At 65.5% G+C, this 23,666-nt stretch carries 25 protein-coding genes and 1 tRNA gene; 12 read left to right on the forward strand and 14 right to left on the reverse strand.

Annotated features, from left to right (window positions below):
* The first annotated feature begins 31 nt into the window (after window positions 1–31).
* Window positions 32–778: a type I methionyl aminopeptidase gene (gene map, locus ACROUL_RS06990; protein ID WP_431298797.1), complete on the forward strand. Its 747-nt coding sequence runs from the start codon at window positions 32–34 to the stop codon at window positions 776–778.
* Window positions 779–789: 11 nt separating this feature from the next.
* Here the strand turns inward: map and ACROUL_RS06995 are convergent, their stop codons facing one another.
* The 4 genes from ACROUL_RS06995 to ACROUL_RS07010 form a co-directional block, all read right to left on the reverse strand.
* Complete coding sequence (locus ACROUL_RS06995) at window positions 790–1,578, reverse strand: SDR family oxidoreductase (protein WP_431298798.1); 789 nt, start codon at window positions 1,576–1,578, stop codon at window positions 790–792.
* Window positions 1,579–1,592: 14 nt separating this feature from the next.
* The gene (locus ACROUL_RS07000) at window positions 1,593–3,080 is read right to left on the reverse strand and encodes a sugar ABC transporter ATP-binding protein (protein WP_431298799.1); all 1,488 of its coding nucleotides are present in this window, start codon (window positions 3,078–3,080) and stop codon (window positions 1,593–1,595) included.
* A gap of 21 nt (window positions 3,081–3,101) precedes the next feature.
* Window positions 3,102–4,034, reverse strand: a complete 933-nt coding sequence (locus tag ACROUL_RS07005; protein ID WP_431298800.1) for a substrate-binding domain-containing protein — start codon at window positions 4,032–4,034, stop codon at window positions 3,102–3,104.
* Between the two features lie 125 nt (window positions 4,035–4,159).
* Window positions 4,160–5,134, reverse strand: a complete 975-nt coding sequence (locus ACROUL_RS07010) for an ABC transporter permease (protein WP_431298801.1) — start codon at window positions 5,132–5,134, stop codon at window positions 4,160–4,162.
* Window positions 5,135–5,344: 210 nt separating this feature from the next.
* On the opposite strand from ACROUL_RS07010, the gene ACROUL_RS07015 reads away from it, so the two are divergent.
* Genes ACROUL_RS07015 through ACROUL_RS07035 form a run of 5 tightly spaced genes read left to right on the forward strand, consistent with a single transcriptional unit; the run spans window position 5,345 to window position 10,431 of the window.
* Window positions 5,345–6,154 carry a transketolase gene (locus ACROUL_RS07015; protein WP_431298802.1) on the forward strand — a complete coding sequence of 270 codons (810 nt, stop codon included), beginning with the start codon at window positions 5,345–5,347 and terminating at the stop codon, window positions 6,152–6,154.
* Window positions 6,154–7,119, forward strand: a complete 966-nt coding sequence (locus ACROUL_RS07020; protein WP_431298803.1) for a transketolase family protein — start codon at window positions 6,154–6,156, stop codon at window positions 7,117–7,119. Before ACROUL_RS07015 ends, ACROUL_RS07020 begins: the two co-directional genes overlap by 1 nt.
* Before the next feature lie 47 nt (window positions 7,120–7,166).
* Window positions 7,167–8,630 (forward strand): FGGY family carbohydrate kinase, encoded by a 1,464-nt coding sequence (locus ACROUL_RS07025; RefSeq protein WP_431298804.1) that lies wholly within the window; start codon window positions 7,167–7,169, stop codon window positions 8,628–8,630.
* A gap of 18 nt (window positions 8,631–8,648) precedes the next feature.
* On the forward strand, window positions 8,649–9,599 hold the full coding sequence (locus tag ACROUL_RS07030; RefSeq protein ID WP_431298805.1) for a sugar-binding transcriptional regulator: 951 nt from the start codon (window positions 8,649–8,651) through the stop codon (window positions 9,597–9,599).
* A 46-nt stretch (window positions 9,600–9,645) separates the two neighbouring features.
* Window positions 9,646–10,431, forward strand: coding sequence for an SDR family oxidoreductase (locus ACROUL_RS07035; protein WP_431298806.1), 786 nt, complete (start codon window positions 9,646–9,648; stop codon window positions 10,429–10,431).
* Between the two features lie 30 nt (window positions 10,432–10,461).
* On the opposite strand, the gene ACROUL_RS07040 is transcribed toward ACROUL_RS07035, so the two are convergent.
* Window positions 10,462–11,469 carry a LacI family DNA-binding transcriptional regulator gene (locus ACROUL_RS07040; RefSeq protein WP_431298807.1) on the reverse strand — a complete coding sequence of 336 codons (1,008 nt, stop codon included), beginning with the start codon at window positions 11,467–11,469 and terminating at the stop codon, window positions 10,462–10,464.
* A 462-nt stretch (window positions 11,470–11,931) separates the two neighbouring features.
* Between ACROUL_RS07040 and ACROUL_RS07045 the strand changes: the two genes are divergently transcribed.
* Window positions 11,932–14,694, forward strand: coding sequence for a glycoside hydrolase family 2 protein (locus ACROUL_RS07045; RefSeq protein ID WP_431298808.1), 2,763 nt, complete (start codon window positions 11,932–11,934; stop codon window positions 14,692–14,694).
* A gap of 770 nt (window positions 14,695–15,464) precedes the next feature.
* On the opposite strand, the gene ACROUL_RS07050 is transcribed toward ACROUL_RS07045, so the two are convergent.
* Together ACROUL_RS07050 and ACROUL_RS07055 are read right to left on the reverse strand one after the other, a co-directional pair.
* On the reverse strand, window positions 15,465–15,692 hold the full coding sequence (locus tag ACROUL_RS07050) for a hypothetical protein (protein ID WP_431298809.1): 228 nt from the start codon (window positions 15,690–15,692) through the stop codon (window positions 15,465–15,467).
* Between the two features lie 108 nt (window positions 15,693–15,800).
* Window positions 15,801–16,187 (reverse strand): hypothetical protein, encoded by a 387-nt coding sequence (locus ACROUL_RS07055; protein ID WP_431298810.1) that lies wholly within the window; start codon window positions 16,185–16,187, stop codon window positions 15,801–15,803.
* A gap of 258 nt (window positions 16,188–16,445) precedes the next feature.
* Between ACROUL_RS07055 and ACROUL_RS07060 the strand changes: the two genes are divergently transcribed.
* On the forward strand, window positions 16,446–16,673 hold the full coding sequence (locus ACROUL_RS07060; protein ID WP_431298811.1) for a hypothetical protein: 228 nt from the start codon (window positions 16,446–16,448) through the stop codon (window positions 16,671–16,673).
* 270 nt (window positions 16,674–16,943) lie between these two features.
* Here the strand turns inward: ACROUL_RS07060 and ACROUL_RS07065 are convergent.
* A tRNA-Tyr gene (locus ACROUL_RS07065) sits at window positions 16,944–17,027 on the reverse strand.
* Between the two features lie 131 nt (window positions 17,028–17,158).
* Here ACROUL_RS07065 and rlmB point away from each other — a divergent pair.
* Window positions 17,159–17,947 (forward strand): 23S rRNA (guanosine(2251)-2'-O)-methyltransferase RlmB, encoded by a 789-nt coding sequence (rlmB, locus tag ACROUL_RS07070; RefSeq protein WP_431298812.1) that lies wholly within the window; start codon window positions 17,159–17,161, stop codon window positions 17,945–17,947.
* 158 nt (window positions 17,948–18,105) lie between these two features.
* A complete protein-coding gene (locus tag ACROUL_RS07075; protein ID WP_431298813.1) occupies window positions 18,106–18,522 on the forward strand; it encodes a CoA-binding protein in 417 nt (138 codons plus the stop codon).
* Window positions 18,523–18,581: 59 nt separating this feature from the next.
* On the opposite strand, the gene ACROUL_RS07080 is transcribed toward ACROUL_RS07075, so the two are convergent.
* Together ACROUL_RS07080 and hisF are read right to left on the reverse strand one after the other, a co-directional pair.
* The gene (locus tag ACROUL_RS07080) at window positions 18,582–18,893 is read right to left on the reverse strand and encodes a phosphoribosyl-ATP diphosphatase (protein WP_431298814.1); all 312 of its coding nucleotides are present in this window, start codon (window positions 18,891–18,893) and stop codon (window positions 18,582–18,584) included.
* Window positions 18,890–19,651 carry an imidazole glycerol phosphate synthase subunit HisF gene (hisF, locus tag ACROUL_RS07085; RefSeq protein WP_431298815.1) on the reverse strand — a complete coding sequence of 254 codons (762 nt, stop codon included), beginning with the start codon at window positions 19,649–19,651 and terminating at the stop codon, window positions 18,890–18,892. Before hisF ends, ACROUL_RS07080 begins: the two co-directional genes overlap by 4 nt.
* A 198-nt stretch (window positions 19,652–19,849) precedes the next feature.
* Between hisF and ACROUL_RS07090 the strand changes: the two genes are divergently transcribed.
* Window positions 19,850–19,999, forward strand: a complete 150-nt coding sequence (locus ACROUL_RS07090; protein WP_431298816.1) for a hypothetical protein — start codon at window positions 19,850–19,852, stop codon at window positions 19,997–19,999.
* Window positions 20,000–20,168: 169 nt separating this feature from the next.
* Here the strand turns inward: ACROUL_RS07090 and hisA are convergent, their stop codons facing one another.
* On the reverse strand, window positions 20,169–20,888 hold the full coding sequence (hisA, locus tag ACROUL_RS07095) for a 1-(5-phosphoribosyl)-5-[(5-phosphoribosylamino)methylideneamino]imidazole-4-carboxamide isomerase (protein ID WP_431298817.1): 720 nt from the start codon (window positions 20,886–20,888) through the stop codon (window positions 20,169–20,171).
* A gap of 162 nt (window positions 20,889–21,050) precedes the next feature.
* Between hisA and ACROUL_RS07100 the strand changes: the two genes are divergently transcribed.
* Window positions 21,051–21,443, forward strand: a complete 393-nt coding sequence (locus ACROUL_RS07100; RefSeq protein WP_431298818.1) for a DUF2147 domain-containing protein — start codon at window positions 21,051–21,053, stop codon at window positions 21,441–21,443.
* Between the two features lie 5 nt (window positions 21,444–21,448).
* Here the strand turns inward: ACROUL_RS07100 and ACROUL_RS07105 are convergent, their stop codons facing one another.
* The 3 genes from ACROUL_RS07105 to hisB form a co-directional block, all read right to left on the reverse strand.
* The gene (locus ACROUL_RS07105) at window positions 21,449–22,378 is read right to left on the reverse strand and encodes a glutaminase (protein WP_431298819.1); all 930 of its coding nucleotides are present in this window, start codon (window positions 22,376–22,378) and stop codon (window positions 21,449–21,451) included.
* Complete coding sequence (gene hisH / locus ACROUL_RS07110) at window positions 22,366–23,004, reverse strand: imidazole glycerol phosphate synthase subunit HisH (protein ID WP_431298820.1); 639 nt, start codon at window positions 23,002–23,004, stop codon at window positions 22,366–22,368. The genes ACROUL_RS07105 and hisH overlap by 13 nt, the downstream gene beginning before the upstream one ends.
* Window positions 23,005–23,076: 72 nt before the next feature.
* A complete protein-coding gene (gene hisB / locus ACROUL_RS07115; RefSeq protein WP_431298821.1) occupies window positions 23,077–23,661 on the reverse strand; it encodes an imidazoleglycerol-phosphate dehydratase HisB in 585 nt (194 codons plus the stop codon).
* Between the last annotated feature and the right edge of the window lie 5 nt (window positions 23,662–23,666).

Below are 23,666 nucleotides of genomic sequence, written 5' to 3' on the forward strand. Positions count from 1 at the left end.
GGGACAAGAGTGTTTGGCGACGGAGGACCGGATGACGATAACGAATGACGACGAACTGGCCGGGATGCAGGCGATCGGCAGGATCGTGGCCAACACGATGCACGGGATGGCGCGGGCGATGGAGCCGGGCATGACCACGCGCGAGCTGGACAGCATCGGGCGGGCGATGCTGGAGGCGGCGGGGGCGCGGTCGGCACCGGAAGTGACGTACGGATTTCCCGGCGCGACCTGCATCAGCGTCAACGAGGAGATCGCGCATGGAATTCCGGGCGCGCGGGTGCTGGCGGCGGGCGATCTGGTGAACATCGACGTGTCGGCGGAAAAGGACGGGTACTTTGCCGATACCGGGGCGACGTTCCGTCTGGGCGCGGTGCGGCCCGCGCTGGAGCGGCTTTGCCGCGACGGAGAGCGCGCGATGGCGGCGGGGATTGCCGAGGTTGGGCATGGTAAGCCCTTGGCGGGGATCGGCAATGCCGTCGGGCGGTTTGCGAAAAAGCGCGGCTATACGCTGATCCGCAACCTTGCGAGCCACGGAGTTGGTCGGGCGCTGCACGAGGAGCCGGGCGAGGTGCCGACATGGCCGAACCGCGACCGGCGGACGGTGCATCGGGGGCTGGTTCTGACGGTGGAGCCGTTCCTGTCGCTGGGCGGGCAGATGGCGCGACAGGGGCGCGATGGCTGGACGTTGTTCAGTGCGCCCGTGGCCCCGGTGGTGCAGTATGAGCATACCGTGGTTGCGACCGACCGTGCGGCTATCGTGGTGACGCTGCCGGATTGAGCAAGCGGGGCTTACCAGCAGCAGAACCCGCCATCGACCAGAAGATCGACGCCGGTGACGTAGCTTGCGGCATCGGACAGCAGGAACACGGCGGGGCCGACCATTTCGTCGACATGGGCCATGCGCTGCATCGGGGTCTGTTCTTCGAACGATTTGGTCTGGTGGACCATTTCGGGGCGCGTGTTCATCGGCGTGGCGGTGTAGCCGGGGCTGATGGTGTTGACGCGAAGGCCGCGCCCGACCCATTCCATCGCCATCGACTTTGACATGTGAATGACGCCGGCCTTGGAGGCGTTGTAGTGGCACTGGCTGAGGCCGCGGTTGACGATCACGCCCGACATCGACGCGATGTTGACGATGGAGCCTCGGCCATGCGCCAGCATTGCGCGCGCTTCAGCCTGACAGGACAGGAAGACGCCTTTCAGGTTGATGTCCATCATGGTCTGGAACTGGGCTTCCTCCATCGCCTCGGCGGGGTTGGCGTTGGCGATGCCGGCGGCGTTGACGGCGAGGGACAGGGGGCCAAGATCGGCCTCGGTCCGGGCGACGGCGTCGGTGAGGGCGGCGGATTGGGTGACGTCGGCGGCGATCTGCAGCGAGCGGCGACCGGCGCGGGCGATGAAATCGGCGGTCTGGGCAAGGCCGTCATCGGTGCGGCGATCAAGAAGGGCGACGTCCGCGCCGCATTGCGCAAGGCCCATCGCGATGCGCTGGCCGATGCCGCTGCCAGCCCCGGTGACAAAGGCGACGCGGCCGGTCAGATCGAAAAGTTTTGGTGCGTTGAGCGTGATGGCGGCCATTGTCTTTCCCTTGTTCAGATGGTTGCCAGTTCCATGACCGAGACGTCATTCGCGTCCTTGCGGTCCAGGATTCCGGCCTGTTTTCCCTTTGCCATCACCATGATGCGGTTCGACACACCGAGGACTTCCTCGAGGTCGGACGATACCACGATGACGGTGACCCCTTCGCGGGCGAGGTCCATGATAAGTTCGTAGATCGAGGAACGCGCGCCGACGTCGATGCCGCGGGTCGGTTCATCAAGCACCACGACCTGCGGCTTGCGCGCGAGCCATTTCGCCAGCACGACCTTTTGCTGGTTGCCCCCCGACAGTTCGCCCGCGTTCTGGCCAGCGCGGCCCTTGACGCCGAATTTGGCAATGAAGCCGTTGGCGAAGCTGGCGAGGTTGCGCGAGGTGATCCAGCCGGAACGGGCGACCTCGTCAAGGTTGGCGTAACCGATGTTTTCGGCGATGGAATGGGCAAGGACCACGCCCTGCAGCTTGCGGTCTTCGGGCACCAGAACCATGCCGTTGCGGATGGCGTCGATCGGGGAGCGGGGGGTGATGTCGCGCCCGTTCAGAAGGACGCGGCCAGACTGGATTGGATCGGCACCGGTAAGGGCGCGGACAAATTCGGTGCGGCCCGCGCCCATCAGGCCGGCGATGCCGAACACCTCGCCCTTCTTCACGGCAAAACTGATGTCGCGGAAGGTGTTGTCGGGCGATGTCAGGTTCTTGACCTCGAGCATCACCTCGTCGGCGGGCTGCGGGACGGGCGGGAACATGCGGTCGAGCGAGCGGCCCACCATCGCTTCGACGATGGTGCGGACGGGAACATCGCCACGGTCGAATTCCTGCACCTTGGCGCCGTCACGCATGACGATGATACGGTCGGCGATCTGGCGGATTTCTTCAAGGCGGTGCGAGATGTAGATGATGCCGACGCCGTCAGCTTTCAGCCGTTCGATCTGGCGGAAAAGAAGCTGGGTTTCGTCGCCGCCAAGGGCCGCGGTCGGTTCGTCAAGGATCAGAAGGCGCGCGTTGAGGGTGAGCGCCTTGGCGATTTCGATGAGTTGCTGGTTGGCGGTGGACAGCCCTTCGACCAGACGGGAGGGCGGAATGTCGAGGCCAAGGCGTTTCAGCCCGGACTGGGCGCGGTCTTCCATCGCGCGGCGGTCAACGCGGCCACCTTTCATCAGGTAGCGGCCGAGAAAGATGTTCTCGGCGATGGAAAGCTTCGGCAGGAGTTTCAATTCCTGGTGGATCATGCCGACGCCTGCATCCATTGCGGCGCGGGGGGTGGCCGGGGCGTAGGGCGCCCCGAGCCATGTTATTGTGCCAGAAGTGGGTTGGACGGTGCCGGAAATCACGTTCGAGACGGTGGATTTTCCGGCACCGTTTTCGCCAAGCAGGGCCACGACCTCGCCCGGGTAGACATCGAGGGTGATCCCGTGAAGGACCTCGATCGAACCATAAGTCTTGCGGATGTCTCGCAAGGACAGGATCGGGGTGGGTCTGGTCATGGCTGCTGCCTTTTTGGCGGCTTACGGGTGGTTAGCGACGAATTCGGCCGCGTTGTCGCAGGTGGTCAGCACGGCTTCGGAGACCTGCTTTTCGTCCACCTTTTCGCCGTTGGCGACGGCGATGGCGCTATCGACGGCCAGAACGCCCATGCGGCGGGTGGATTGCGTGGCGGTCACGACGAACGGGCCTTCGCACTTTGCCAGGTATTCCAGAGCCGAGCCGTCGCCGTCATAGCCGCCGATGATCACCTTGTCCGAGAGGTTGGCCACGTCAACTGCCTTGGCGGCACCCATCGCGATACCGTCGGCCTGACCGAAGATCATGGTCACGTCGGGGTGTGCGGTCAGCATGTTCTGCGCGATGGCGAAGCCTTCGTCAGCCGACCAACGCTCGGTCCACTGCTGGTCGACAAGTTCGACGCCGGTATTTTCGCCGATGGCCTTCATGCAGCCTTCGGTGCGGTCAACTTCGGGCGTGGTGCCCTTCTGGCCGTGGATGATGACCATTTTGCCCGCACCACCGGCGCGTTTGATGATTTCGGAGCAGACCTGGTAGGACGAGTTCACGCCCTCGCCGCCGATGAAGGTGTCGCCCGGCTCGCCTTCGGGGAAGCGGTCGACGTTGATCACGGGGATGCCGGCCTCACGCGCGAGGCGGGTCGGGACGGCGGCAGCGGCAGCGCCAGCGGGGATGTAGATGAAGGCGTCGATGCCTTGGGTCAGCAGATCCTGCACCTGGCTGACCTGGGTCGCGGTGTCGTTCTTGGCGTCGACGACGATGACCTCGATGCCCTTTTCCTTGGAGTAGTTTTCGACACCGAGCTTGATCTGGTTGAAGAAGTCGGCCTGCAGGTTCGGCACGGCGAGGCCGATCTTCTTGACCTCGGCGTGTGCGCCAAGCGACAGCAGCGCAAGCGAGGCGGTCGCAGCCATCAGGACTTTCGTGAGTTTCATGTGTTTCTCCTCCGACATGAATTCCGGGGCATCCGGCGTTGCGGGGAGCCCCCTCCCTGTTCGACTGGCGCCATCGCCAATCGTCTTCGATACCTGATGACGTTGCCGCATCAGGAGAAGTTCGTTCACTTCCGCTTGCGGAAGGTTTCGGCGGTGACAGCCAGCACGATGACCGCGCCGATCACGACCTGCTGCATGAAGGGCGAGACGCTGAGCAGGTTCAGCCCGTTGCGCAGGACGCCGATGATGAGGACGCCGATGATGGTGCCGCCGATGCCGCCGGTGCCGCCCGAAAGCGAGGTGCCGCCGATCACGACCGCCGCGATGGCATCAAGCTCATACCCGACGCCCGAGGACGGCTGGACCGAGTCGAGCCGGGCGGCGAGGACGATGCCGGAAAGGCCCGCCAGCACGCTGCAGACGATATAGACCAGAACGGTCGCGCGGTTGACGTTGATGCCGGCAAGGCGCGCCACCTCGGGGTTGCCGCCGATGGCATAAAGTGCGCGGCCGCCATAGCGGTAGCGTTGGTAGAGAAGGGCGATCAGGAACACGACCAGCATCAGTGCCACGGTCATGGTCAGGAAGCCGCCGAAGCGGATGATCGCCGACATGTTGAACCATGCGGGGAAGCCGATGATCTGCTGTCCATTGGTGATCATGTTGGCAAGGCCGCGGGTGATCGACATCATCGCAAGGGTGGCGATGAAGGCGGGCACGTTGAAGCGGGTGATCAGGACGCCGGCAACAAGGCCGTTCACCCCGGCTGCGGCAAGGGCGAGGGGGATCGCCAGACCCATCGGCACGCCCGCCTCGACGTTGAGGTATCCGAGCACCATCATGGTCAGCGCCATGACCGAACCGACCGCAAGGTCGATGCCGCCGATCAGAATCACGAGGGTCATGCCGACGGCCATGATGCCAAGCACGGTGACCTGATCGAGGATGTTGAGGAAGTTGCGCACCGACAGGAACGTGTCGGTCGAGACGGTGAGGAAGACGCACAGAAGAACAAGGCCGATCAGGGGGCCGGTTGCCCCGCGGAACGAGCCGAGTAGCGCGAAGCCCGGCCCCGCTTCGCTTTCCCTTGCAGCGCTCACCAGTCAGTCCTCCCGTCGTTTTCTGGGTCGCAATGCCATGTAAGCATAATTATTCACGACCGTCTGCAAATGCGTAGCGCATCAGAAAGGGAGGTGTCAACACAAATTGGGCGCGCTGCTCTCGCCAAAACCACCTCATTTTGCGCTTGACTTGAGGGGGCGGGCCGCAAATATATGTGTGTATGTATAAATATGCAGGCAGAGGGAATCATGCAGCCGAATGACCTAGAGCGTATTGCACGCCAGATCCGACTGCGCGACCTGCAAGCGGTTGTGGAGGCTGGTGCCGGCCATATCGGCGGCGAGATGTCGTCGATCGACATTTTGACGGCCTTGTATTTCCGGGTGCTGCGGATCTGGCCCGACCAGCCGAAACACCCCGAGCGCGACCGCTTTGTGCTGTCGAAGGGGCATGTCGCGCTTGCGCTTTATGTCACCCTGGCCAAGCGAGGTTTCCTGCCCGAGGCCGAGATCAGCACATTCCTGAAGCCGCACTCGCGGCTGAACGGGCATCCGAATTGCACCAAGGTGCCGGGGGTGGAGACGAACACCGGGCCCTTGGGCCACGGGCTGCCGGTCGCGGTGGGCATGGCGAAGGCGGCAAAGCTGACCGGCGCCGCCTATCATACCTATGTGATGACCGGGGACGGCGAGATGCAGGAGGGGTCGAACTGGGAAGCGATCTCTTCCGCCGCGCAGTTCGGGTTGGACAACCTGACGCTGATCATTGACCACAACCGGTTCCAGCAGGGCGCCGCGTTGAAGGACACCAACAACCTGGCACCCTTTCCGCCGAAATTGGCGGCGTTCGGCTGGGACGTGACCGAGATCAACGGCAACGCCATGGACGAGATCGTGCCAGCCTTGGAAAAGCGTGGCGCGCGGCCGCATTGCATCGTGGCCCATACCAACAAGGGCCATGGCATTTCCTTCATGCAGGACACTGTCGACTGGCATCACAAGGTGCCGAATGCCGAGCAATACAAGATTGCCCTGGCCGAGCTTTCGGAGGCCGTCTGATGAACGCGGTAACGAACCCCGCCAAGCTGCACGATTGCCGCGATGCCTTTGTCGCCACGCTTGAACGGCTGGGGGCGGAAAACCCGAGGATTGTCGCGGTGTGCAATGATTCCGTCGGCTCTTCGAAGCTCGGTGGGTTCAAAGCGAAGTTTCCCGAGCGTCTGGTGAATGTGGGGATCGCTGAGCAAAACATGGTGGGCGTCGGCGCGGGGCTGGCGAATGGCGGGTTGCTGCCCTTCGTTTGCGGCGCGTCGTGCTTTCTGACAGGGCGGTCACTGGAGCAGATCAAGGCGGACATCGCCTATTCCAACGCCAACGTGAAGCTGGTCGGGATTTCCGCGGGGATGGCTTACGGCGAGTTGGGCCCGACGCACCATTCGACCGAGGATTTCGCGTGGACGCGGGTGATTCCGAACCTTGCGGTGATCGCACCTTGCGATTCGGTGGAAACGGCGGCGGCGGTGGAATGGGCGGCGGCGCATGAGGGGCCGGTGTTCCTGCGCCTGTCGCGGGTGGGCGTGCCGGACCTTTTGCCGGCGGGTCACAGGTTCGAGTTGGGCCGGGCGAATGTGTTGCGCGACGGCGATGCGGTGACGCTGATCGCCAACGGTACGCTGACGCACCGGATGCTGAAGGCGGCCGATCTGCTGGCGGCCGAAGGGATCGAGGCGCGGGTGTTGAACATGGCGACGGTCCGCCCGCTGGACGTGGCGGCGATTGTGGCTGCGGCGGAGGAGACCGGCGCGATTTTGACGGCCGAGGAACACTCGGTCTATGGCGGGCTCGGCTCGGCGATTGCCGAGGTGGTGGTGGACCGCGCGCCGGTGCCGATGAAGATCTTGGGCGTGCCGGGGATTTTCGTGCCGACCGGATCGGCGGAGTTCCTGCTGGACGAATTCGGCATGTCGCCTGCCGGGGTGGCCGAGGCTGCGAAGGCCCTGATCGCGCGCAAGCGGCGCGGCTGATAGAGGTGCGTCGCTGCGTCTGACCCTGATCGCGTTTCGGAGTTGCCATGATCACTGCCATTCTAGCCATCGACCAGGGGACGACGAATTCGAAGGCGGTGCTGGTATCGCCGCAGGGGCATATCCTGGCGCGCGGGTCGGCGCCGGTGGGGATCGAACATCCGCAGCCGGGGTGGGTGGAGCAGGACCCACGGCGGATCTGGGCCTCGGTTCAGGAGGCGATTGCGGCGTGCCTTGCGGCGGGGCCTGCGGTGACGGTGGCGGGGATCGCGATATCGAACCAGCGCGAGTCGGTGACGGTGTGGGATGGCAAGACCGGCGAGCCCTTGGGGCCGGTGGTCAGTTGGCAGTGTCGGCGGACAGATGGGGCCTGCACGGCGTTGACCGCGGCGGGCCATGCGCCGCGGGTGATGGAACTGACCGGGTTGCCGATTGATCCGATGTTTCCGGGGCCGAAGATGCGCTGGCTTCTGGACCGGGTGCCGGCTGGGCGTGAGGTGCGGCTTGGCACCATCGACGCGTGGCTGGTCCACTGTTTCACCGGCGGCGCGGTGCACGCCTGCGATGCGTCGAACGCGGCGCGGAGCCAGCTTTACGACCTGAACCGGCAGGACTGGAGCGAGGAGCTGTGCGCGCTGTTCGGTGTGCCGAAGGCGTGTCTGCCGGACGTGCGCGACAGTTCCGCCGATTTCGGCGAAACGCGCGGGGTCGCGGGGCTGCCCGACGGTATCCCGATCTGTGCGGCGATTGGCGACAGCCATGCGGCCCTGTTCGGGCATGGCGCGTTTGCGCCCGGCGATGGCAAGGTGACGTTCGGCACCGGGTCGTCGATCATGACGACTCTGCCCGCCTTCATCGCGCCGACGGGTGGGATAACGACGACGATCGCCTGGGCGCTGGGCGGCAAGCCGACCTATGCGTTCGAGGGGAACATCCTTGTGTCGGCCTCGGCGCTGCCGTGGATGGTGGAGATGCTGGGCCTGCCGGATGTGCAGGCGCTGACCGATCTGGCGGCGACGGCAGAACCGGGTGGGCCGGGGTTCGTGCCGGCCTTCGTGGGACTTGGCGCGCCCTACTGGAAGTCGGACGCGCGGGCGCTGTTTTCCGGGATCACCTTCACCACCAGCCGGGCGCAGATGGCGCGGGCGGTGACGGATTCGATGGCGTTTCAGGTGCATGACGTGTTTGCCGCGATGCAGGCGCAGTCGCCCGCGCCGCTGCGGCGGCTGTTCGCGGACGGCGGGCCAAGCAAGAACACGTTTCTGATGCAGTCGGTGTCGGACATCTTGAACCACCCGCTGATCCAGTGCGATGCGCCTGAAGCCTCGGCTTTGGGGGCGGCCTATCTGGCGGGCTTGCGGCTGGGCATCTGGGCCGACCTAGACGAAATTGCCGCCCTGCCGCGTGACAGCGCCGCCCTGACCCCGCGCAAGGGCGACCGGGCTGCCCGCCTGGCGGTCTGGCGTGATGCCATCTACCGCTCCACCGTCCCCACCGCTATACGTGAATAAAAATTCACAGGGGGACGCATGGGCCGCATCAACGAACTGCGCCTGATTGCCCGGGTGGCACAGATGTACCATGCGGAAAAGAAGCGGCAGGCCGAGATCGCCGAGACGCTGCGGATGTCGCAGGCGACGGTGTCGCGGATGCTGAAGCGGGCCGAGCAGGAGGACATCGTTCGCACCACGATCATCCCGCCGCCCGGCACCTTTGCCGATCTGGAAACCGCACTGCGCGAGAAATACCGGCTGACCGAAGCCATCGTGATCGACTGTTCCGAGGACCGGGACGGCGCGGTGATGGCGCGGATCGGCGAGGCGGCAGCGCATTTTCTGGAAGTGACGCTGCAGCAGGACGAGATCATCGGCGTCTCAAGCTGGAGCCAGACGATCTTGCGGATGGTGGACAACATCCACCCGCTGAAGGCCGCGAAGGCGAAATACATCGTGCAGATTCTGGGCGGCATGGGCGAAGCCTCGGTTCAGGCGCATGCCACGCAACTGACGGCAAGGCTGGCGAAGTTGACCGGGGGCGAGCCGAGGCTGTTGCTGGTGCAGGGGATCACATCGTCGCGCGAGGCGAAGCTGGTCATGCTGTCGGATCCGGTGGTGCGGGGGACGATGGATTTCTTTGGGCGGCTGACGCTGGCAGTGGTCGGCATTGGCGCGGTGGAGCCTTCGGAACTGCTGGCGCGGTCGGGCAACACGTTTTCGCGCGAGGAACTGGCGATGCTGCATGACGCCGGCGCGGTGGGCGAGATTTCATTTCGGTTCTACGACAAGGACGGCAAGCCGGTGGAGACGCCGCTGAATGACCGGGTCATCGGCATCACGCTGGAGGAGTTGCGCAAGGCCGACCGGGTGATGGCGCTGGCGGGGGGCGAGTCAAAGACCGCCGCCATCGCCGGAGCTTTGCGGCTGGGCATCATCGACGTGCTGGTCACGGACAAATTCACGGCGGCCCGGCTGACGGAGTGAGCCTTGAGGGGCAACCGTCGGCAGGCCGCGTCAAATGGAGGACACCATGAAACGCTTTGCAGGCCAGACGGTTTTCGTGACCGGGGGTAACCGGGGGATCGGACGGGGCATCGCCACGCGCTTTGCCGAAGAGGGCGCGAACGTCGCCATCGCCGCGATCGAGGCGGATACGCCGGATGTGGCGAAGGACCTCGCCGGGGCGACGGGCGCCAAGGTGCTGGGCCTGCGGCTGGACGTGACGGACGGCGCGGCGGTGCGCGAGGCCTTTGGCGAGGCCGAGGCGCAGTTGGGCGCGATTTCGGTTTCGGTGCAGAACGCAGGCGTCATCACCATCGCCAAGATCGAGGATCTGACCGAGCGGGAATGGGATCTGAACCTTGATGTGAACACCAAGGGCGTCTTCCTGTGCTGTCAGGAGGCGATCCGGCGGTTTCGCGCCAGCGGCACCAAGGGGCGGCTGATCAACACCGCCTCGGGGCAGGCGCGGCAGGGGTTCATCTATACTCCGCATTACGCCGCGTCGAAGTTCGGCGTGGTGGGGCTGACGCAGAGTCTGGCGAAAGAGCTGGCGCGCGAGGGGATCACGGCGAACGCGATCTGCCCCGGCATCATCCACACCGACATGTGGGATTACAACGACCGGGTCTGGGGGCAGATGCTGGGCGACTATGGTCCGGGCGAATTGATGGCAGAATGGGTGCGCGGGATACCGATGGGGCGGGCCGGGACCACGGCGGAGGTGGCGGCGCTGGTGGCGTTTCTGGCGTCAGCCGACGCGGCCTATATCACCGGGCAGACGATCAATGTGGACGGCGGGTTGATCATGTCGTGACGGTCTGCGGCGGAACCGGGGACGAGACGCTCAGGCGGGTTGGCGGACGAGGAGGGGGCCGGTCGAGGCGCGGCTGATCATCTGGCAATCGAACTTCAGCCGGTACGGGCGGGCCGGGGGCTTTTGCTGGGTGATCCAGTCGACCAGTTCCTCGACTGCGTGGCGGGCCATATCGGCGTGGGGCAGTTGCATCGTCGTCAGGGGTGGGGCCATGTCGGCGGTGAAAGCCTCGTTATCAAAGCCGATAACTGACAGGTCGCGCCCGATGGTCAGGCCTGCTTCGGCGGCGGCTGTGTAGACGCCAAGCGCGGTGCGGTCGCAAAAGCAGAACACGGCGGTGGGCGGATCAGGCAGCGCGAAGAGGCGTTTCATGCCGGAATGGCCGCCCGCGATGGTATAGCCGCCCTTCACCACCAGCGCCGGATCATACGGCACATCGCGGGTGGCCAGCGCGCGGCGGTAGCCTTTCTGGCGTTCGACCGAGGCTTCGATGCTGTCTTCGCCGCCGATATAGGCGATGCGGCGGTGGCCGGCGTCAAGCAGCGAGAGGACGGCGGTGACACCCGCCGCCTGATCGCCGGGAATGACAGCGGGGACGCGGTCGCCTTCGACGTAGCAATTCAGGAGAATGCAGGGGTAGTCGGTGACGCGCGGCGGCAGGATCACCTCTTGCGTGACGAGGCGGGCATAGATCACGCCGGCGACGGGCAGTTGCGCCAGAAAGCTGAGGGCTGCATGTTCGGCCGCCCCGTCCTGCGCCGTGGGCATCACCGACACGAGATAGCCCGCATCGTTGGCCGCCGCCGCAACCCCGGCGATCAGGCCCGCGACATGCGGGGTGGACGTCACCTCGTCGATCAGCATGGCGATGACCGGGCGGCGCCCGGCGTTGCGGGCGGGCGGGACGTAGCCCAGATCCTTGGCCGTGCGCAAAACGAGGTCGCGGGTGACAGAGGAAATCCGGGTGCCGGGGGCGTTGTTCAGCACCAGCGATACGGTGGCCTGCGACACGCCGCACGCGGCCGCGATTTCGGTCATCGTGATTTTCCGTGCCACGTCTGCAACACTCCTGCCCCGCTGGCGCATTAATAGCAGTTTCGGGCCGCCAACAAGCAGGCTCATCTTGATCGGGAAATCAGAATTAGTTATTTATTGTTTTGTTATAACTAAAAATAACCAAAAGACGGCGAGCAGAGGTAAACGTGCATGGGCAGGGCATCCTTGCGCGACATCAGCAAAGGACGTGGCACCGAGGGGATGACCCCCGGCGCGGCACCGATTGGCCGAAGGGACGATGGCACTGCTGTCGGCGGCAATTCGGGGTGGAACACGGAGACTTTGCCGGTGTCGCGCAAGTCGCGGTTCTGCCGGGCCATCGGTCAGCGCGTGTTCATCGGACCATTCGGGCAAACCGGAGGTCTGGCCTGCCGTCAGCCAGTCAACCTCACCTCACCTCACCGCACGCGACCGCTCGGCGCACCGTCAGCTTCAGGGAATCCCATGAACGTCCTCACCACAGAATTCGCCCACGCCTCTCGAACGCAGCTTAGAGACACTGTCTCGTTGAACGGAATGTGGGCGTTCCGTCACGAAAGCCAGACCGAGTGGTACGAGGCCCGGGTGCCGGGCCACTGGCAGGCGCAGTTCGCCGAGCTGGAGGTGGCCTTTGGCCGCGCCACCTATGCGCGCGAAATGGCGGTGTCGGCGGAATGGGCAGATCGGGAGGTCGCGCTTTGCTTTGGTGCGGTCGCCGACACGGCGGTCATCCGTCTGGACGGGGTGGTGATCGGGCGGCACGAGGGCGGCTACCTGCCGTTCGAAGTGGTCTTGCCGGCCGGGATCACGGGCACGCATCAGCTTGAGATCGAAACGTTCCTGCCCGATGGCCACCGCCCGGCGGACGGCGCCGATTTCGCGGAAATCCCGCACGGCAAGCAAAGCTGGTACGGTCCGCAGGCAGGCATCTGGCAATCGGTGCATCTGGAAGCGCGGGCGCGGACGCATATTCGCAGCCTGCGGCTTGATCCGTTCTGGCCGGACGGGCGGCTCATGCTGGATATCGGGCTGTCTGCTCCGTTCCGGGGTAGCCTGCGGCTGGAGATTTCCGGGCCGGATGGGGTGCCGGTGCATGCAGCGACCCTGTCGGTGGACGGCGCGCGGGTGCAGCATCAGGTGCAGGTTCCGGGGGTCGTGGCGTGGTCGCCCGACGCGCCGGCGCTGTATTCGCTACGGGCGATCCTGTCGCTGGCGGGCGGGGATGTGGACGAACGGCAGGAAACCTTCGGCTTTCGTCAGATTGAGGCGAGGGACGGGCTTTTGTGGCTGAACGGGCAGCCCCTGTTCCTGCGCGGGGCGCTTGATCAGGATTACTACCCCGACGGGTTCGGCGCGCCGCCGTCGCTGGCGCTGTTGGAGGATCAGGTGCGCAAGGCCAAGGCGATGGGGCTGAACTGCCTGCGCTGCCACATCAAGGTGCCCGACCCGCGGTATTACGAGGTTGCCGACCGGCTGGGCCTGCTGATCTGGACCGAGATTCCGAACATCGAGACGTTCTCGCCCGATGCGGCGGCACGGTTGCGCGCAACGATGGAAGGGATCCTTGCCCGCGACCGCAACCACCCCTCGATCGTGGTCTGGACGCTGATCAACGAGGATTGGGGCACGCGCCTGCGCGAGGTGGCCGAACAGCGAAAGTGGTTGTCGGACATGGTGGATTGGCTGCGCGCGGAAGATCCGTTGCGGCTGGTCGTCGACAACTCGGCCTGTTTCCCGAACTGGCACGTCAAGACTGACATCAACGATTTCCATTACTACCGCACGGCGACGGACCGACGCGAGGAGTGGGACGCGCTGACCACGGAATTCGCGGCAGGCGCGGACTGGACCTTCGGGTCGGGCGCCGACATCACCCGCACCGGGAAAGAGCCGCTGATCGTGTCGGAGTTCGGGGTCTGGGGCCTGCCGCAGCCCGACCTTCTCCGCGACGGCGGGCGTGACCCGTGGTGGATGGCTTACGGTGCCACATGGGCCGATGGCGTGGCGTTGCCGCAAGGGATCGAGGCGCGGTTCCGCGAACTGGGGCTGGGGCAGGTGTTCGGCAGCTTCACCGCCTTCATCGACCAGGTGCAGTGGCATCAGTGGATGAACCTGAAGCACGAGATCGAGGTGATGCGCCGCTATCCGGCGATCGCGGGCTATGTGATTACCGAATTCACCGACGTGCATTGGGAAGGCAATGGGCTTCTGGACATGCACCGCAATCCGCGGGTCTTTGCCGCGGCGATGCCGAAGGCGAATGCGGACATCGTCATCTCTCCCGGCCTTGCGCGACATGCGGCGCGGGCGGGGGCGGAGGCGGCCTTTGACGTGTCGGTCGCGACCGGGGGTGCCAGCCTGCCGGAGGGCTGCGTGTTGAAATGGTCGTTCGGGCAAGCCTCGGGCGAGGCGCGGCTGGCGGCGGCGGGGCCGATGGCGACCGCTTCGGTGCCGTTGGTCGGGTCTACCCGAGCCGACGCGCCGACGGGCAGGCAACTGGCGCGCTTCGCGGTCGAGGCGCCGAATGGCACGGTGCTGGCGGAAAACGACGAGACGGTGTCGATCCTTGCCGAGCGGGCAGTCGCGCCGCGCCGCGTGGCGACCGATGATCCGCTGCTGGAAGAGCGGCTGACCGAGCTTGGCCATGTCGTCACCAGCATGGCCGAGGCCGAGGTCTTTGTGACGCATGATCTGGACGCCGCGCGGATCGAGGAAATTCACGCCGGGATGCGCGTCTTGCAACTGGTGCACAAGGCGCCGGGGCGGTTGCGGCGCGATCTGGCACCGCGCGACGGCCCGATGTCGATGCAGATCGAGGATCACATCGGCGGGATGCAATCGGGCTGCTACTTCAGCTTTCCCGGCTATCATCTGGTCAACCGCCACCGCACGATCTGGCGCGGCGACTGGGTTGGCAACTTCAGCTGGTTGCGGCGGGATGGCTGCTTTGCACATCTGCCGGGTGGACCGATGTTCGACCTGTCGTTCACCGGCGTGGTGCCGCAGCAGGTGATGCTGGGCTTGCGACCCTGGGAGTTTCAGGGCCGCGTCCATGCCGGCGTCGTGGTCGGCTGGGTGCACAAGCCCGGCGCCTTCCTGATCGAAAAGCGGCTTGGCCGGGGCAAGCTGGTGACCACGACGTTCCGCCTGCATGGCGAGGCGTTCGATGCAGACCCGGTGGCGACGGAACTTTACGACGGGTTGATCGACCTTGCCGGCCGGGAGTGAAGCAGGCTAGCTGAAGGCAAGGCGGGGTGGCATGGCAGCCCCGCCTTTACGATTGCTCAAGTACGCAGCAACCGAAACGAGGGTTTCGCTCGGCTTGCAGCACTGATGGTTTGGGAGAACCGGCCTGGCAGTTTCACCGCAGGGTAAACCCCGGTGGTGGCCGCAGTCTGGCGGGTACCCTGCTATGCGGTACAAATTCCCTGCCAACAGGGAAAAGAGCAGGGAATTGCGTGTGTTTCGGCCTCTCCAAGAGTGCCTGGGAGGCACATATCCACGACATAACAGATGCTTAGGCTGAGGTGTGTCAAATCAAGAACCGGGAACTTCCCACGCACGAACAGGGAAGGACACGCGGGCATCAGGGATCGTGGTCACGACGTGGAGCTTAGTGTTCAGGCTTATCTTCTTGCTTCCGATAAGCCGGCCTCGCCAAACGTCGAGCTCCACCTTGCAGGAAACGGGCAACCCAGGGTGTTTGCGAGGAACTCCCGCTGCGCAAGCCGGAGCATTGCCTGAGCGGGCGGTTGGGCGGTGACTATCGCGAGGCGAAACGTAAGACATTTTCAGTCGATGCCAAGCAATTCGCCCTTCGCGCCGAAGCGGCAGTTGAACGCGCGCGTGGTGGCTGTGCTTTGTACAAATACTTCATAGCCGCGCGCCGCCTGATGGGGCGGATAGGCAGTCAGCGACCGGAGGGACAGTCCGTTTGCCAGCGACACGGCGTTGCGGCAAAGGTCGGGCAGCCCTCGATGCTGATTGAAAGGCGGTAGTCAGCCGCTTCTTGGGTTGCTGGTCGTCATGTCGACCGACATGCGCTGAGCCGCCGAAGCGCCAAGGACGTATTTTACCCCACGCTCGCCCCGGATCGTGCCGCTGACGCTGGTGCCGGTGGCACCGGGGGCAAAGGCAACGCGCTCGGTCCGGTCTTGTGCCAAGGCCCCGCTGAAACCACCGCAGGAGATGGCAATGACAAGGGCAAGGCTACGCAGATGCAACATCTGCCATTCCTCAAACGAACGATATTTCGACAGGGACACCCCTTCAGGTGCCGAGCGCATCACCTCAAGGCCAGGCGTGGTGCCATAGGACACGCCGTAAATGTTGTATTACGGATATCTAAGCGCCAGCATCACGGCCTGCACGTCCAGCGCGTTCAGATAGGTGTTGTAGGCGTCCATCTGCTTTTCCTCGGTAAAGCGGCTTGGCACCAAAAGTTCGAATATGCTGCCGCCAAGCGTATTGAAGCAGCTGACCATGTCTGAAGAAATACCGGCGGCTCGCTGTTCAAAGGTCACAACGTCGCGGCGGCTGCGATAGCCCTCGAACAGCGGCTGGACGACCCCGGCAAGCGCCGTCAGCGCTCCGCCGCCCGGTCCACCATGCAGATAGATCACCGGGTCCGGAACTGGGCTGAGTGTGTGGGCCTTCAGCACTGCGAAGGCCAGGTCAATCGGTTTGCCGTCGGGTTTGCCGTGGTCTTCGGGCACGTTCACTCGGCCGCATATCGCGGTTCTGCCTTCTACCTCGTTTGCAGGCACCGCCTTGACCGGACAAGCCTCGATTGTGACGGGATAGCGTGGGTCGGCCCCGCCAGCCTTTGGTCGGTGAACGCGGACGGGTCCGGTTCGGCTGAAAGAAGCGCCGTCACACGGCGATGATCTGTTCCGGCGACATCGGGCAAGCCTTTCAATGCAAGAACATGGGCAACTTTCGGCACGCTCCATCAGAACGGCCGCGCCAAGCCGATCGTCGTGCGGACGGCCAACAGGCAAGCACATCGCGATCCCGAATTGATTGCCCTGATCGCCGACGCTCGCTGCTGGCGGGACGACCTCTTCGACGGTCGGGCAGCCTCGATCGAGGAGATCACGACCCTTGAGGGGCTGGCGAAGGGAGCCGTCAGCCGCATCCTGCCGCTGGCCTGGCTTGCGCCCGACGTCGCGGCGGCAATTCTGGAGGCCGGCAGCCAGCCATCCTGACCTCCAGTCGTCTGAGGTCCTTGCCGGATCTGCCGCTCGGCCGGGCCGATCAGCGCTCGCTTCTCGGCTTTCCACATCTGAACCTGCATCAGGGTCATTCCTCAAGGCCTCGCGCGGTCATCGTCCGCAGAGACATTTGCGAGATTCTGGCCCGGAAAGTGCTCTGCGGTCAGGGTTTGCGAGGTCGGCCCCATGGCCGTTCCGCGTAAGCCACGGAAAACGCGTCACTTTATGCGCGCGCGCTCTTCAGCACCAAACAAAGGGGGTGTCTGGTGGGCGACCCTGGAATCGAACCAGGCGTGGGTCGCCCCGGGGGAGTTACAGTCCCCTGCCGCACCTTGCAGCTCGTCGCCCGCCGGGGGTGGGTCTACTCAAGGGGGCGGGGGGCGTCAAGGGTGATTGGGACGGGAAATCGCGGAGTTTCGGCTTGCATCGGGTGGCGGTCCTGCCGCAGTGTCCTGCCCTGATTTTCAAGGGGAACGCCGATGAAGACCGGCACGAAAAAGCCTACCTGGGTGGTCGACAAGGAACGTGGGCGGCGGGCCGAGGCGCGCGAGACGGTGTGGCTGTTCGGGCTGCATGCGGTGCGCGACGCGCTGATGAACCCGAAACGTGAAAAGCTGCGGCTGGTCCTGACCAAGAACGCGCTCGACAAGCTGGAGGCGGCGGTGGCCGCTTCGGGGATGGAGCCGGAGATCGCCGATCCGCGCCGCTTTGACGTGCCGATCGACGAAGGGTCGGTGCATCAGGGTGCGGCGATGGAAGTGCGGCCGCTCGATTGGGGCAAGCTGGAAGAGGTCTGCATTTCGGGCGCGGGGTTGCCGCTGGTGGTCCTGCTGGACCGGGTCACCGATCCGCACAACGTCGGCGCGGTCTTGCGGTCGGCCGAGGTGTTCGGTGCGCGGGCGGTGATTGCGCCTCGCCACCATTCGGCGCCGGAAACCGGGGCGCTGGCCAAGACCGCAAGCGGCGCGCTGGAGCGCCAGCCGTATCTGAAGGTCACCAACCTTTCCGAGGCGATGGAAGAGCTGAAGGCGATGGGCTACGTGCTGATCGGCCTTGATGGCGAGGCCGAGGTCACGATGGATCAGGCGGTCGCAAGCGCGGGTGGCAGGGCGATCGGGCTGGTCATGGGGGCCGAAGGGCCGGGGCTGCGGGAAAAGACGCGCGAGACCTGTGATGTGCTGGCGCGCATTCCCTTCGCCGGCGAGTTCGGCAGCTTGAACGTGTCGAACGCGGCGGCGGTGGCGCTGTATGCCGCGACCCGGGGGTGATCACGAATACGAGACGCCTCTTTAACCGTGGGGCGCAGTTCCTATTTCTGAAGTGGAGGCCCGGGCTGGAACCCCCGACCTCGACTTCACTGTCCCTCGTTCCGCGACTTGGCGCCCTTGGCCTCGCCTCGGGCGCCTTTTTCTGGTGAGAGTCCGCCATGCAAGACCAGACCATCCGCAACATCCTGACGAAAGTTAAGACCATTGCCCTTGTCGGCTGGTCGCCAAAGCCGGACAGGCCAAGCCACCGGGTTGCGGCTTTTCTGAAAGGTCGCGGCTACCGGGTGATCCCGGTGAACCCCGGTCAGGCCGGGCAGACGGCGCTGGGCGAGACGGTGTTTGCCAGCGTGGCCGAGGCGGTTGAAAACGCGGGGCCGGTCGACATGGTCGAGATCTTCCGGCGCAGCGAAGAGGCGGGGGCTGTGGTCGACGCGGCGATTGCCGCCGGGGCCAAGGTCGTCTGGATGCAGCTTGGCGTGATTGACGAGGCGGCGGCCGAACGGGCGCGCAATGCGGGGCTGCAGGTCGTGATGGACCGATGCCCGGCGATCGAAATTCCGCGCCTCGGTCTGTAAGCCTGGTCAGGCGGCAAACTTTCAGGGTAGAGCCGGAGGTCGCGCAAACCCTTGCCGCGTCAGGTGCGGGATGCCTTTTCGTCGATCCCCGAGGTACCATCGCGCCGGTCAAGCTCGGCCAGCACGTCGGCCAAGGGGACGTCACGCGCGGCAAGCATGACAAGGAGGTGATAGAGCACATCTGCCGCCTCGGATGTCAGGCGGGCGCGATCACCCTTCACGGCCTCGATGATCGCCTCGATGGCCTCTTCACCAAACTTCTCGGCGCATTTCTCGGGACCTTTGGCCAAGAGCTTGGCCGTCCACGAGGTTTCGGGATCGGCACCCTTGCGGGACGCGATGGTGGCGGCCAGTCGGTCGAGGGTGGTCATGTCAGCCTCACGGGGATGCCGGCGGCGGCCATGTGAGCCTTGGCCTGACCGATGGTGAAGGTGCCGAAGTGGAAGATCGATGCGGCGAGGACGGCGCTGGCGTGGCCTTCGGTGATGCCTTCGACCAGGTGGTCCAGCGTGCCGACGCCGCCCGAGGCAATGACCGGTATCGAGACCGCGTCTGCAATGGCGCGGGTGAGGGGAATGTTGAACCCCGCGCGCGTGCCATCACGGTCCATCGAGGTGAGAAGGATCTCGCCCGCGCCCTTGGCCGCCACCGTGCGGGCGAAGTCGACGGCGTCGATGCCGGTGGCGCGGCGGCCGCCGTGGGTGAAGATCTCCCACTTGCCGGGGGCGACGGTCTTGGCGTCGATGGCCACCACGATGCACTGGCTGCCGAAGCGGTCGGCGGCTTCGGCCACCACATCCGGGCGGGCGACGGCAGCGGAGTTGAAGCTGACCTTGTCCGCCCCGGCGAGGAGAAGCTTGCGCACGTCATCGGGGGTGCGGACGCCGCCGCCGACGGTGAGGGGCATGAAGCAGACCTCGGCGGTGCGGGTCACGAGGTCGTAAAGCGTGCCGCGGTTGTCCTCGGTCGCCATGATGTCGAGAAAGCAAAGCTCGTCCGCGCCGGCGGCATCGTAGGCGCGGGCGGCCTCGACCGGGTCGCCGGCGTCGATCAGGTCGACGAAATTGACGCCCTTGACCACGCGGCCGTTGGCCACATCGAGGCAGGGGATGATGCGGGTTTTCAACATGGGGTCTGACATGCCGCGTGGGGGAACGAAAGGCAAGGGGTAAGCAGGGGGCGGCGGGGTGTCCCACGGTGGGACAGGAGATCGGTCAAAAGATATCAACGGGTTGCGAGGGGCAGTCAGGAAAGCGGAAAGGATTTCCCCTGGCAGGTTCGCAACGCGAGGGCTTGCTGTCGGGCGGGCAGCGGCTTTCCTGGCAGGATGACCAAGCTGGTTCTTCTGCACAAGGCGGGCCTTATTTACGACGACGAGCCGGACCGGGTTTGCGACATTCCGCGCGCCTGTCCGAAGGCGGTGACAGAGGGTGTGGGCGATTGGGCGGTCTGTTACGGGCCGGTTACTGACCGGTGAAGGCCGGCGCGCGCGGGTATTTCGCGGTGGCGAAGATCGGGCGGGTGGAGCCGAAGCCGGGTGTGGAGCGGGGTTTCCTTGCGGCTGGCCGCCGGGGGCTGTCTGCCCCCGGACCCCCGAGGATATTTCAGAAAGGGGAAGCTGAAGAGGGGGCGGCTATCGGTCGAGGTCAGGCCTTGAGGGCTTTGAGCGCTTGGGCGAGGTCGATGGCGCCGTCGTAGAGGGCGCGGCCGGAGATGGCGCCGGCGATGATGCCGGTGTCGCGCAGGGCGAGGAGGTCGGCCATTGAAGACACGCCGCCCGAGGCGATGACGGGGATGGTGACGGCGCGGGCGAGGGCTTCGGTCGCGTCGATGTTCGGGCCTTGCATCGCGCCGTCGCGGTCGATGTCGGTGTAGATGATCGCGGCGACACCGGCGTCTTCGAAGGACCGCGCGAGGTCGGTGGCGATGACGTCGGTCTCGGTCGCCCACCCCTTGGTCGCGACCCGGCCCTTGCGGGCGTCGATGCCGACGGCGACGCGACCGGGAAAGGCGCGTGCGGCCTCGCGCACGAGGGCGGGGTTTTCGACGGCCACGGTGCCGAGGATCACGCGGGCGAGGCCTTTTTCCAGCCATTGGGCGATGGTGGCCATGTCACGGATGCCGCCGCCAAGCTGGGCGGGCACGGTGATGGCGGCAAGGATCGCCTCGACCGCGGCGGCGTTGACCGGGGTGCCGGCAAAGGCGCCGTTCAGGTCGACGAGGTGCAGCCATTCGCAGCCGGCGGTCTGGAATTTCAGCGCCTGTGCGGCCGGGTCGTCGCCGAACACGGTGGCGGCCTCCATTTCGCCGCGCAGGAGCCGGACGCACTGGCCATCCTTCAGGTCGATCGCGGGATAGAGGATCATCGGGCTGCCTCGTCGTTCGGTCGGGTGGGCTGGTCGCGCGGTCTTTGGCACGCGGATCGCGGCTTGCCAAGGGGGGCGGGCGGCGGAGGCGACCTAACGTCAGGCTTGATCGGTGGGCAAGGTCGGGCAGACTGTCACCATGCAATCCGGGGAGGGAACGCGATGAAGACGGTGATCCTGGCAGCGGTTCTGGTGATGGCGGGAGGCGCGGCCTTTGCCGCCGACCCGGTGGAGGGGGTGTGGCAGACGAGGCCCGACGACAACGGGGATTTCGGCCATGTCGATGTAAAGCCCTGCGGGCCTGCGTTCTGCGGCGTGCTGGTCAAGGCATTCGACAAGGACGGCAAGGAGATCGACAGCCCGAACATCGGGCGGCAGATCATCTGGGACATGGTGGCCTACGGCGACGGGGTTTACGACGACGGCAAGGTCTGGTCGCCGGACCGCGACAAGACCTACAACTCGGACATGCAGCTTGATGGTGACAAGCTGGCGGTGCGGGGCTGCGTGCTGGGCATCTGCCGCGATGGCGGGACGTGGAGCCGGGTGAAGTAGGCGGGTTAGCCGAACACCGACCAGCCGGTGGCACGAGCGAGGTGTTCCAGTGCCTCGGTTCCGAGTTTGGAGTTGCCGTTGGTGTTCAGGCCGGGTGACCAGACGGCGATCGAGGCGCGGCCGGGGACGATGGCAAGGATGCCGCCGCCGACGCCCGATTTGCCGGGCAGGCCGACACGATAGGCAAATTCGCCCGAGCCGTCGTAGTGGCCGCACATCATCATCAGCGCGTTGATCCGCCGGATGCGGGCGGGGGCGACGAGGCGCGGGCAGCCGGGGGCGTTGACAAGGAACAGGCCGGCGCGGGCAAGCTGGATCGCTGTCATCTCGACCGCGCATTGGTGGACATAGGTGCCGATGGTCAGGGCGGAGGGGTTTCGCAGGTTGCCCATCGCGGCCATGAATTCGGCAAGCGCGATGTTGCGGTGCGCGGTGGCCTGTTCCGAGACGGCGACGGCGCGGTTGATGTGGATGTCATCATCGCCGGCTGCGAGACGGATGAAGTGGAGCAACTCTCCCAGCACCGCGCGCGGCTGGTGGCCGGCGAGGATGGCGTCGGTGACGACGATGGCACCGGCGTTGACGAAGGGATTGCGCGGGATGCCGTTTTCCTGCTCGAGCTGCAGGATCGAGTTGAAGGCGAGGCCAGAGGGTTCGCGCCCGACGCGCGACCAGAGCTGGTCGCCAAGCCGGCCAAGCGCGATGGCGAGGGTGAAGACCTTGGAGATCGACTGGATCGAGAAGGGGGTCGCGGCGTCGCCTGCCTGAAGCACGGTGCCATCGGGAAGGGCAACTGCTACGGCGAACCGGGCGGGGTCAACCTTGGCCAGTTCAGGGATGTAGCTGGCGACCGCGCCGCGAACTTCGGCCTGCCGCATCCGGTGTTCGATTTCTGCAAGTTTGCCTGCCAGTTCGGCCCGGTTCACGGCTTCCATTGCAGAAAATTTGCAATCAGTCGCAGGCCGGCGGCCTGACTTTTCTCGGGGTGGAACTGGGTACCGATGACGTTGCCTTGCCCGACGATGGCGGTGATGTCGCCACCGTAATCGCAATGCGCGAGGCGGTGCGCGGGGTTGGCGACGCGGAAGTGGTAGGAGTGGACGAAGTAGGCGTGATCGCCGGTGCTGATGCCGTCGAGGACGGGGTGGGGGTGGTCGATCACCAGATCGTTCCAGCCCATGTGCGGCACTTTCAGCGCGGGGTCGGAGGGGGTGATCCGCACCACCTCGCCGCCGATCCAGCCAAAGCCGGGGGTGTCGCGGTATTCGCGGCCCAAGGTCGCCAGCATCTGCATGCCGACGCAGATGCCGAGAAAGGGGCGCGCGCGGGTGAGGACCGCCTCTTCGATGGCCTCGAAAAGCCCGCCGTAATGGCCGAGTGCCGCGCGGCAGGCCGGGAAGGCGCCGTCGCCCGGAAGCACGATGCGGTCGGCGCGGGCCACGTCTTCGGGGCGCGAGGTAACGAGGATGTCGCCCGCGCCGGTTTCCTGCGCCATGCGCTGGAAGGCCTTTTCGGCGGAGTGGAGGTTGCCGCTGTCATAATCGACGAGGACGGTGAGCATGACGGTCTACCGATGGGTTTGCCGCAGGCGTGGGAGCCTCCGGCGGGGATATTTGAGGACAGATGAAAGGGCTTAGAGCGCGCCCTTGGTCGATGGGATGCCGGTACCGCGCGGGTCGGGTTCGACCGCCATGCGCAGCGCACGCGCGACGGATTTGAACGCGGCTTCGGCGATGTGGTGGCTGTTGAGGCCGTGGATGAGGTCGACGTGCAGGGTTATGCCGCCGTGGGTGGCGAGGGCCTGGAAGAACTCGCGCACGAGTTCGGTGTCGAAGGTGCCGATCTTGGCGGTCGGGAACGGCAGGGTCCAGACGAGGTAGGGGCGCGCCGACAGGTCGAGCGCGGTTGCGACCTGCGCATCGTCCATCGCTAGGGAGAAGTGGCCGTAGCGCCGGATGCCGGCCTTGTCGCCAAGCGCGCGGGTCAGGGCCTGACCGAGGGCGATGCCGCAGTCTTCGACGGTGTGGTGATCGTCGATGTGGAGGTCGCCGCTGGCCGCGACGGTGATGTCGATCAGGCTGTGGCGGGCCAGCTGGTCGAGCATGTGGTCGAAGAAGCCGACGCCGGTCTTGACCTCGGACTTGCCGGTGCCGTCGAGGTTGACGGCGACGGTGATCGAGGTTTCGTTCGTCTTGCGGGTCACTTCGGCGCGGCGCATCGGCG

The organism is Tabrizicola sp. BL-A-41-H6, from assembly GCF_050632395.1.
Classification (GTDB): domain Bacteria; phylum Pseudomonadota; class Alphaproteobacteria; order Rhodobacterales; family Rhodobacteraceae; genus JAUYQR01.

Excerpts from the sequence above, each read along its gene's own strand:
- ACROUL_RS07000 (WP_431298799.1), bottom strand. The coding sequence starts at position 3,080 with ATGACCAGACCCACCCCGATCCTGTCCTTGCGAGACATCCGCAAGACT.
- ACROUL_RS07025 (WP_431298804.1), top strand. The coding sequence starts at position 7,167 with ATGATCACTGCCATTCTAGCCATCGACCAGGGGACGACGAATTCGAAG.
- hisH (WP_431298820.1), bottom strand. The coding sequence starts at position 23,004 with ATGCTCACCGTCCTCGTCGATTATGACAGCGGCAACCTCCACTCCGCC.
- ACROUL_RS07045 (WP_431298808.1), top strand. The coding sequence starts at position 11,932 with ATGAACGTCCTCACCACAGAATTCGCCCACGCCTCTCGAACGCAGCTT.
- hisB (WP_431298821.1), bottom strand. The coding sequence starts at position 23,661 with ATGCGCCGCGCCGAAGTGACCCGCAAGACGAACGAAACCTCGATCACC.
- ACROUL_RS07035 (WP_431298806.1), top strand. The coding sequence starts at position 9,646 with ATGAAACGCTTTGCAGGCCAGACGGTTTTCGTGACCGGGGGTAACCGG.
- map (WP_431298797.1), top strand. The coding sequence starts at position 32 with ATGACGATAACGAATGACGACGAACTGGCCGGGATGCAGGCGATCGGC.
- ACROUL_RS06995 (WP_431298798.1), bottom strand. The coding sequence starts at position 1,578 with ATGGCCGCCATCACGCTCAACGCACCAAAACTTTTCGATCTGACCGGC.
- ACROUL_RS07080 (WP_431298814.1), bottom strand. The coding sequence starts at position 18,893 with ATGACCACCCTCGACCGACTGGCCGCCACCATCGCGTCCCGCAAGGGT.
- ACROUL_RS07105 (WP_431298819.1), bottom strand. The coding sequence starts at position 22,378 with ATGGAAGCCGTGAACCGGGCCGAACTGGCAGGCAAACTTGCAGAAATC.
- ACROUL_RS07030 (WP_431298805.1), top strand. The coding sequence starts at position 8,649 with ATGGGCCGCATCAACGAACTGCGCCTGATTGCCCGGGTGGCACAGATG.
- ACROUL_RS07020 (WP_431298803.1), top strand. The coding sequence starts at position 6,154 with ATGAACGCGGTAACGAACCCCGCCAAGCTGCACGATTGCCGCGATGCC.
- ACROUL_RS07090 (WP_431298816.1), top strand. The coding sequence starts at position 19,850 with ATGACCAAGCTGGTTCTTCTGCACAAGGCGGGCCTTATTTACGACGAC.
- ACROUL_RS07075 (WP_431298813.1), top strand. The coding sequence starts at position 18,106 with ATGCAAGACCAGACCATCCGCAACATCCTGACGAAAGTTAAGACCATT.
- rlmB (WP_431298812.1), top strand. The coding sequence starts at position 17,159 with ATGAAGACCGGCACGAAAAAGCCTACCTGGGTGGTCGACAAGGAACGT.
- ACROUL_RS07005 (WP_431298800.1), bottom strand. The coding sequence starts at position 4,034 with ATGAAACTCACGAAAGTCCTGATGGCTGCGACCGCCTCGCTTGCGCTG.
- ACROUL_RS07015 (WP_431298802.1), top strand. The coding sequence starts at position 5,345 with ATGCAGCCGAATGACCTAGAGCGTATTGCACGCCAGATCCGACTGCGC.
- ACROUL_RS07040 (WP_431298807.1), bottom strand. The coding sequence starts at position 11,469 with ATGACCGAAATCGCGGCCGCGTGCGGCGTGTCGCAGGCCACCGTATCG.
- hisF (WP_431298815.1), bottom strand. The coding sequence starts at position 19,651 with ATGTTGAAAACCCGCATCATCCCCTGCCTCGATGTGGCCAACGGCCGC.
- hisA (WP_431298817.1), bottom strand. The coding sequence starts at position 20,888 with ATGATCCTCTATCCCGCGATCGACCTGAAGGATGGCCAGTGCGTCCGG.
- ACROUL_RS07050 (WP_431298809.1), bottom strand. The coding sequence starts at position 15,692 with ATGTTGCATCTGCGTAGCCTTGCCCTTGTCATTGCCATCTCCTGCGGT.
- ACROUL_RS07100 (WP_431298818.1), top strand. The coding sequence starts at position 21,051 with ATGAAGACGGTGATCCTGGCAGCGGTTCTGGTGATGGCGGGAGGCGCG.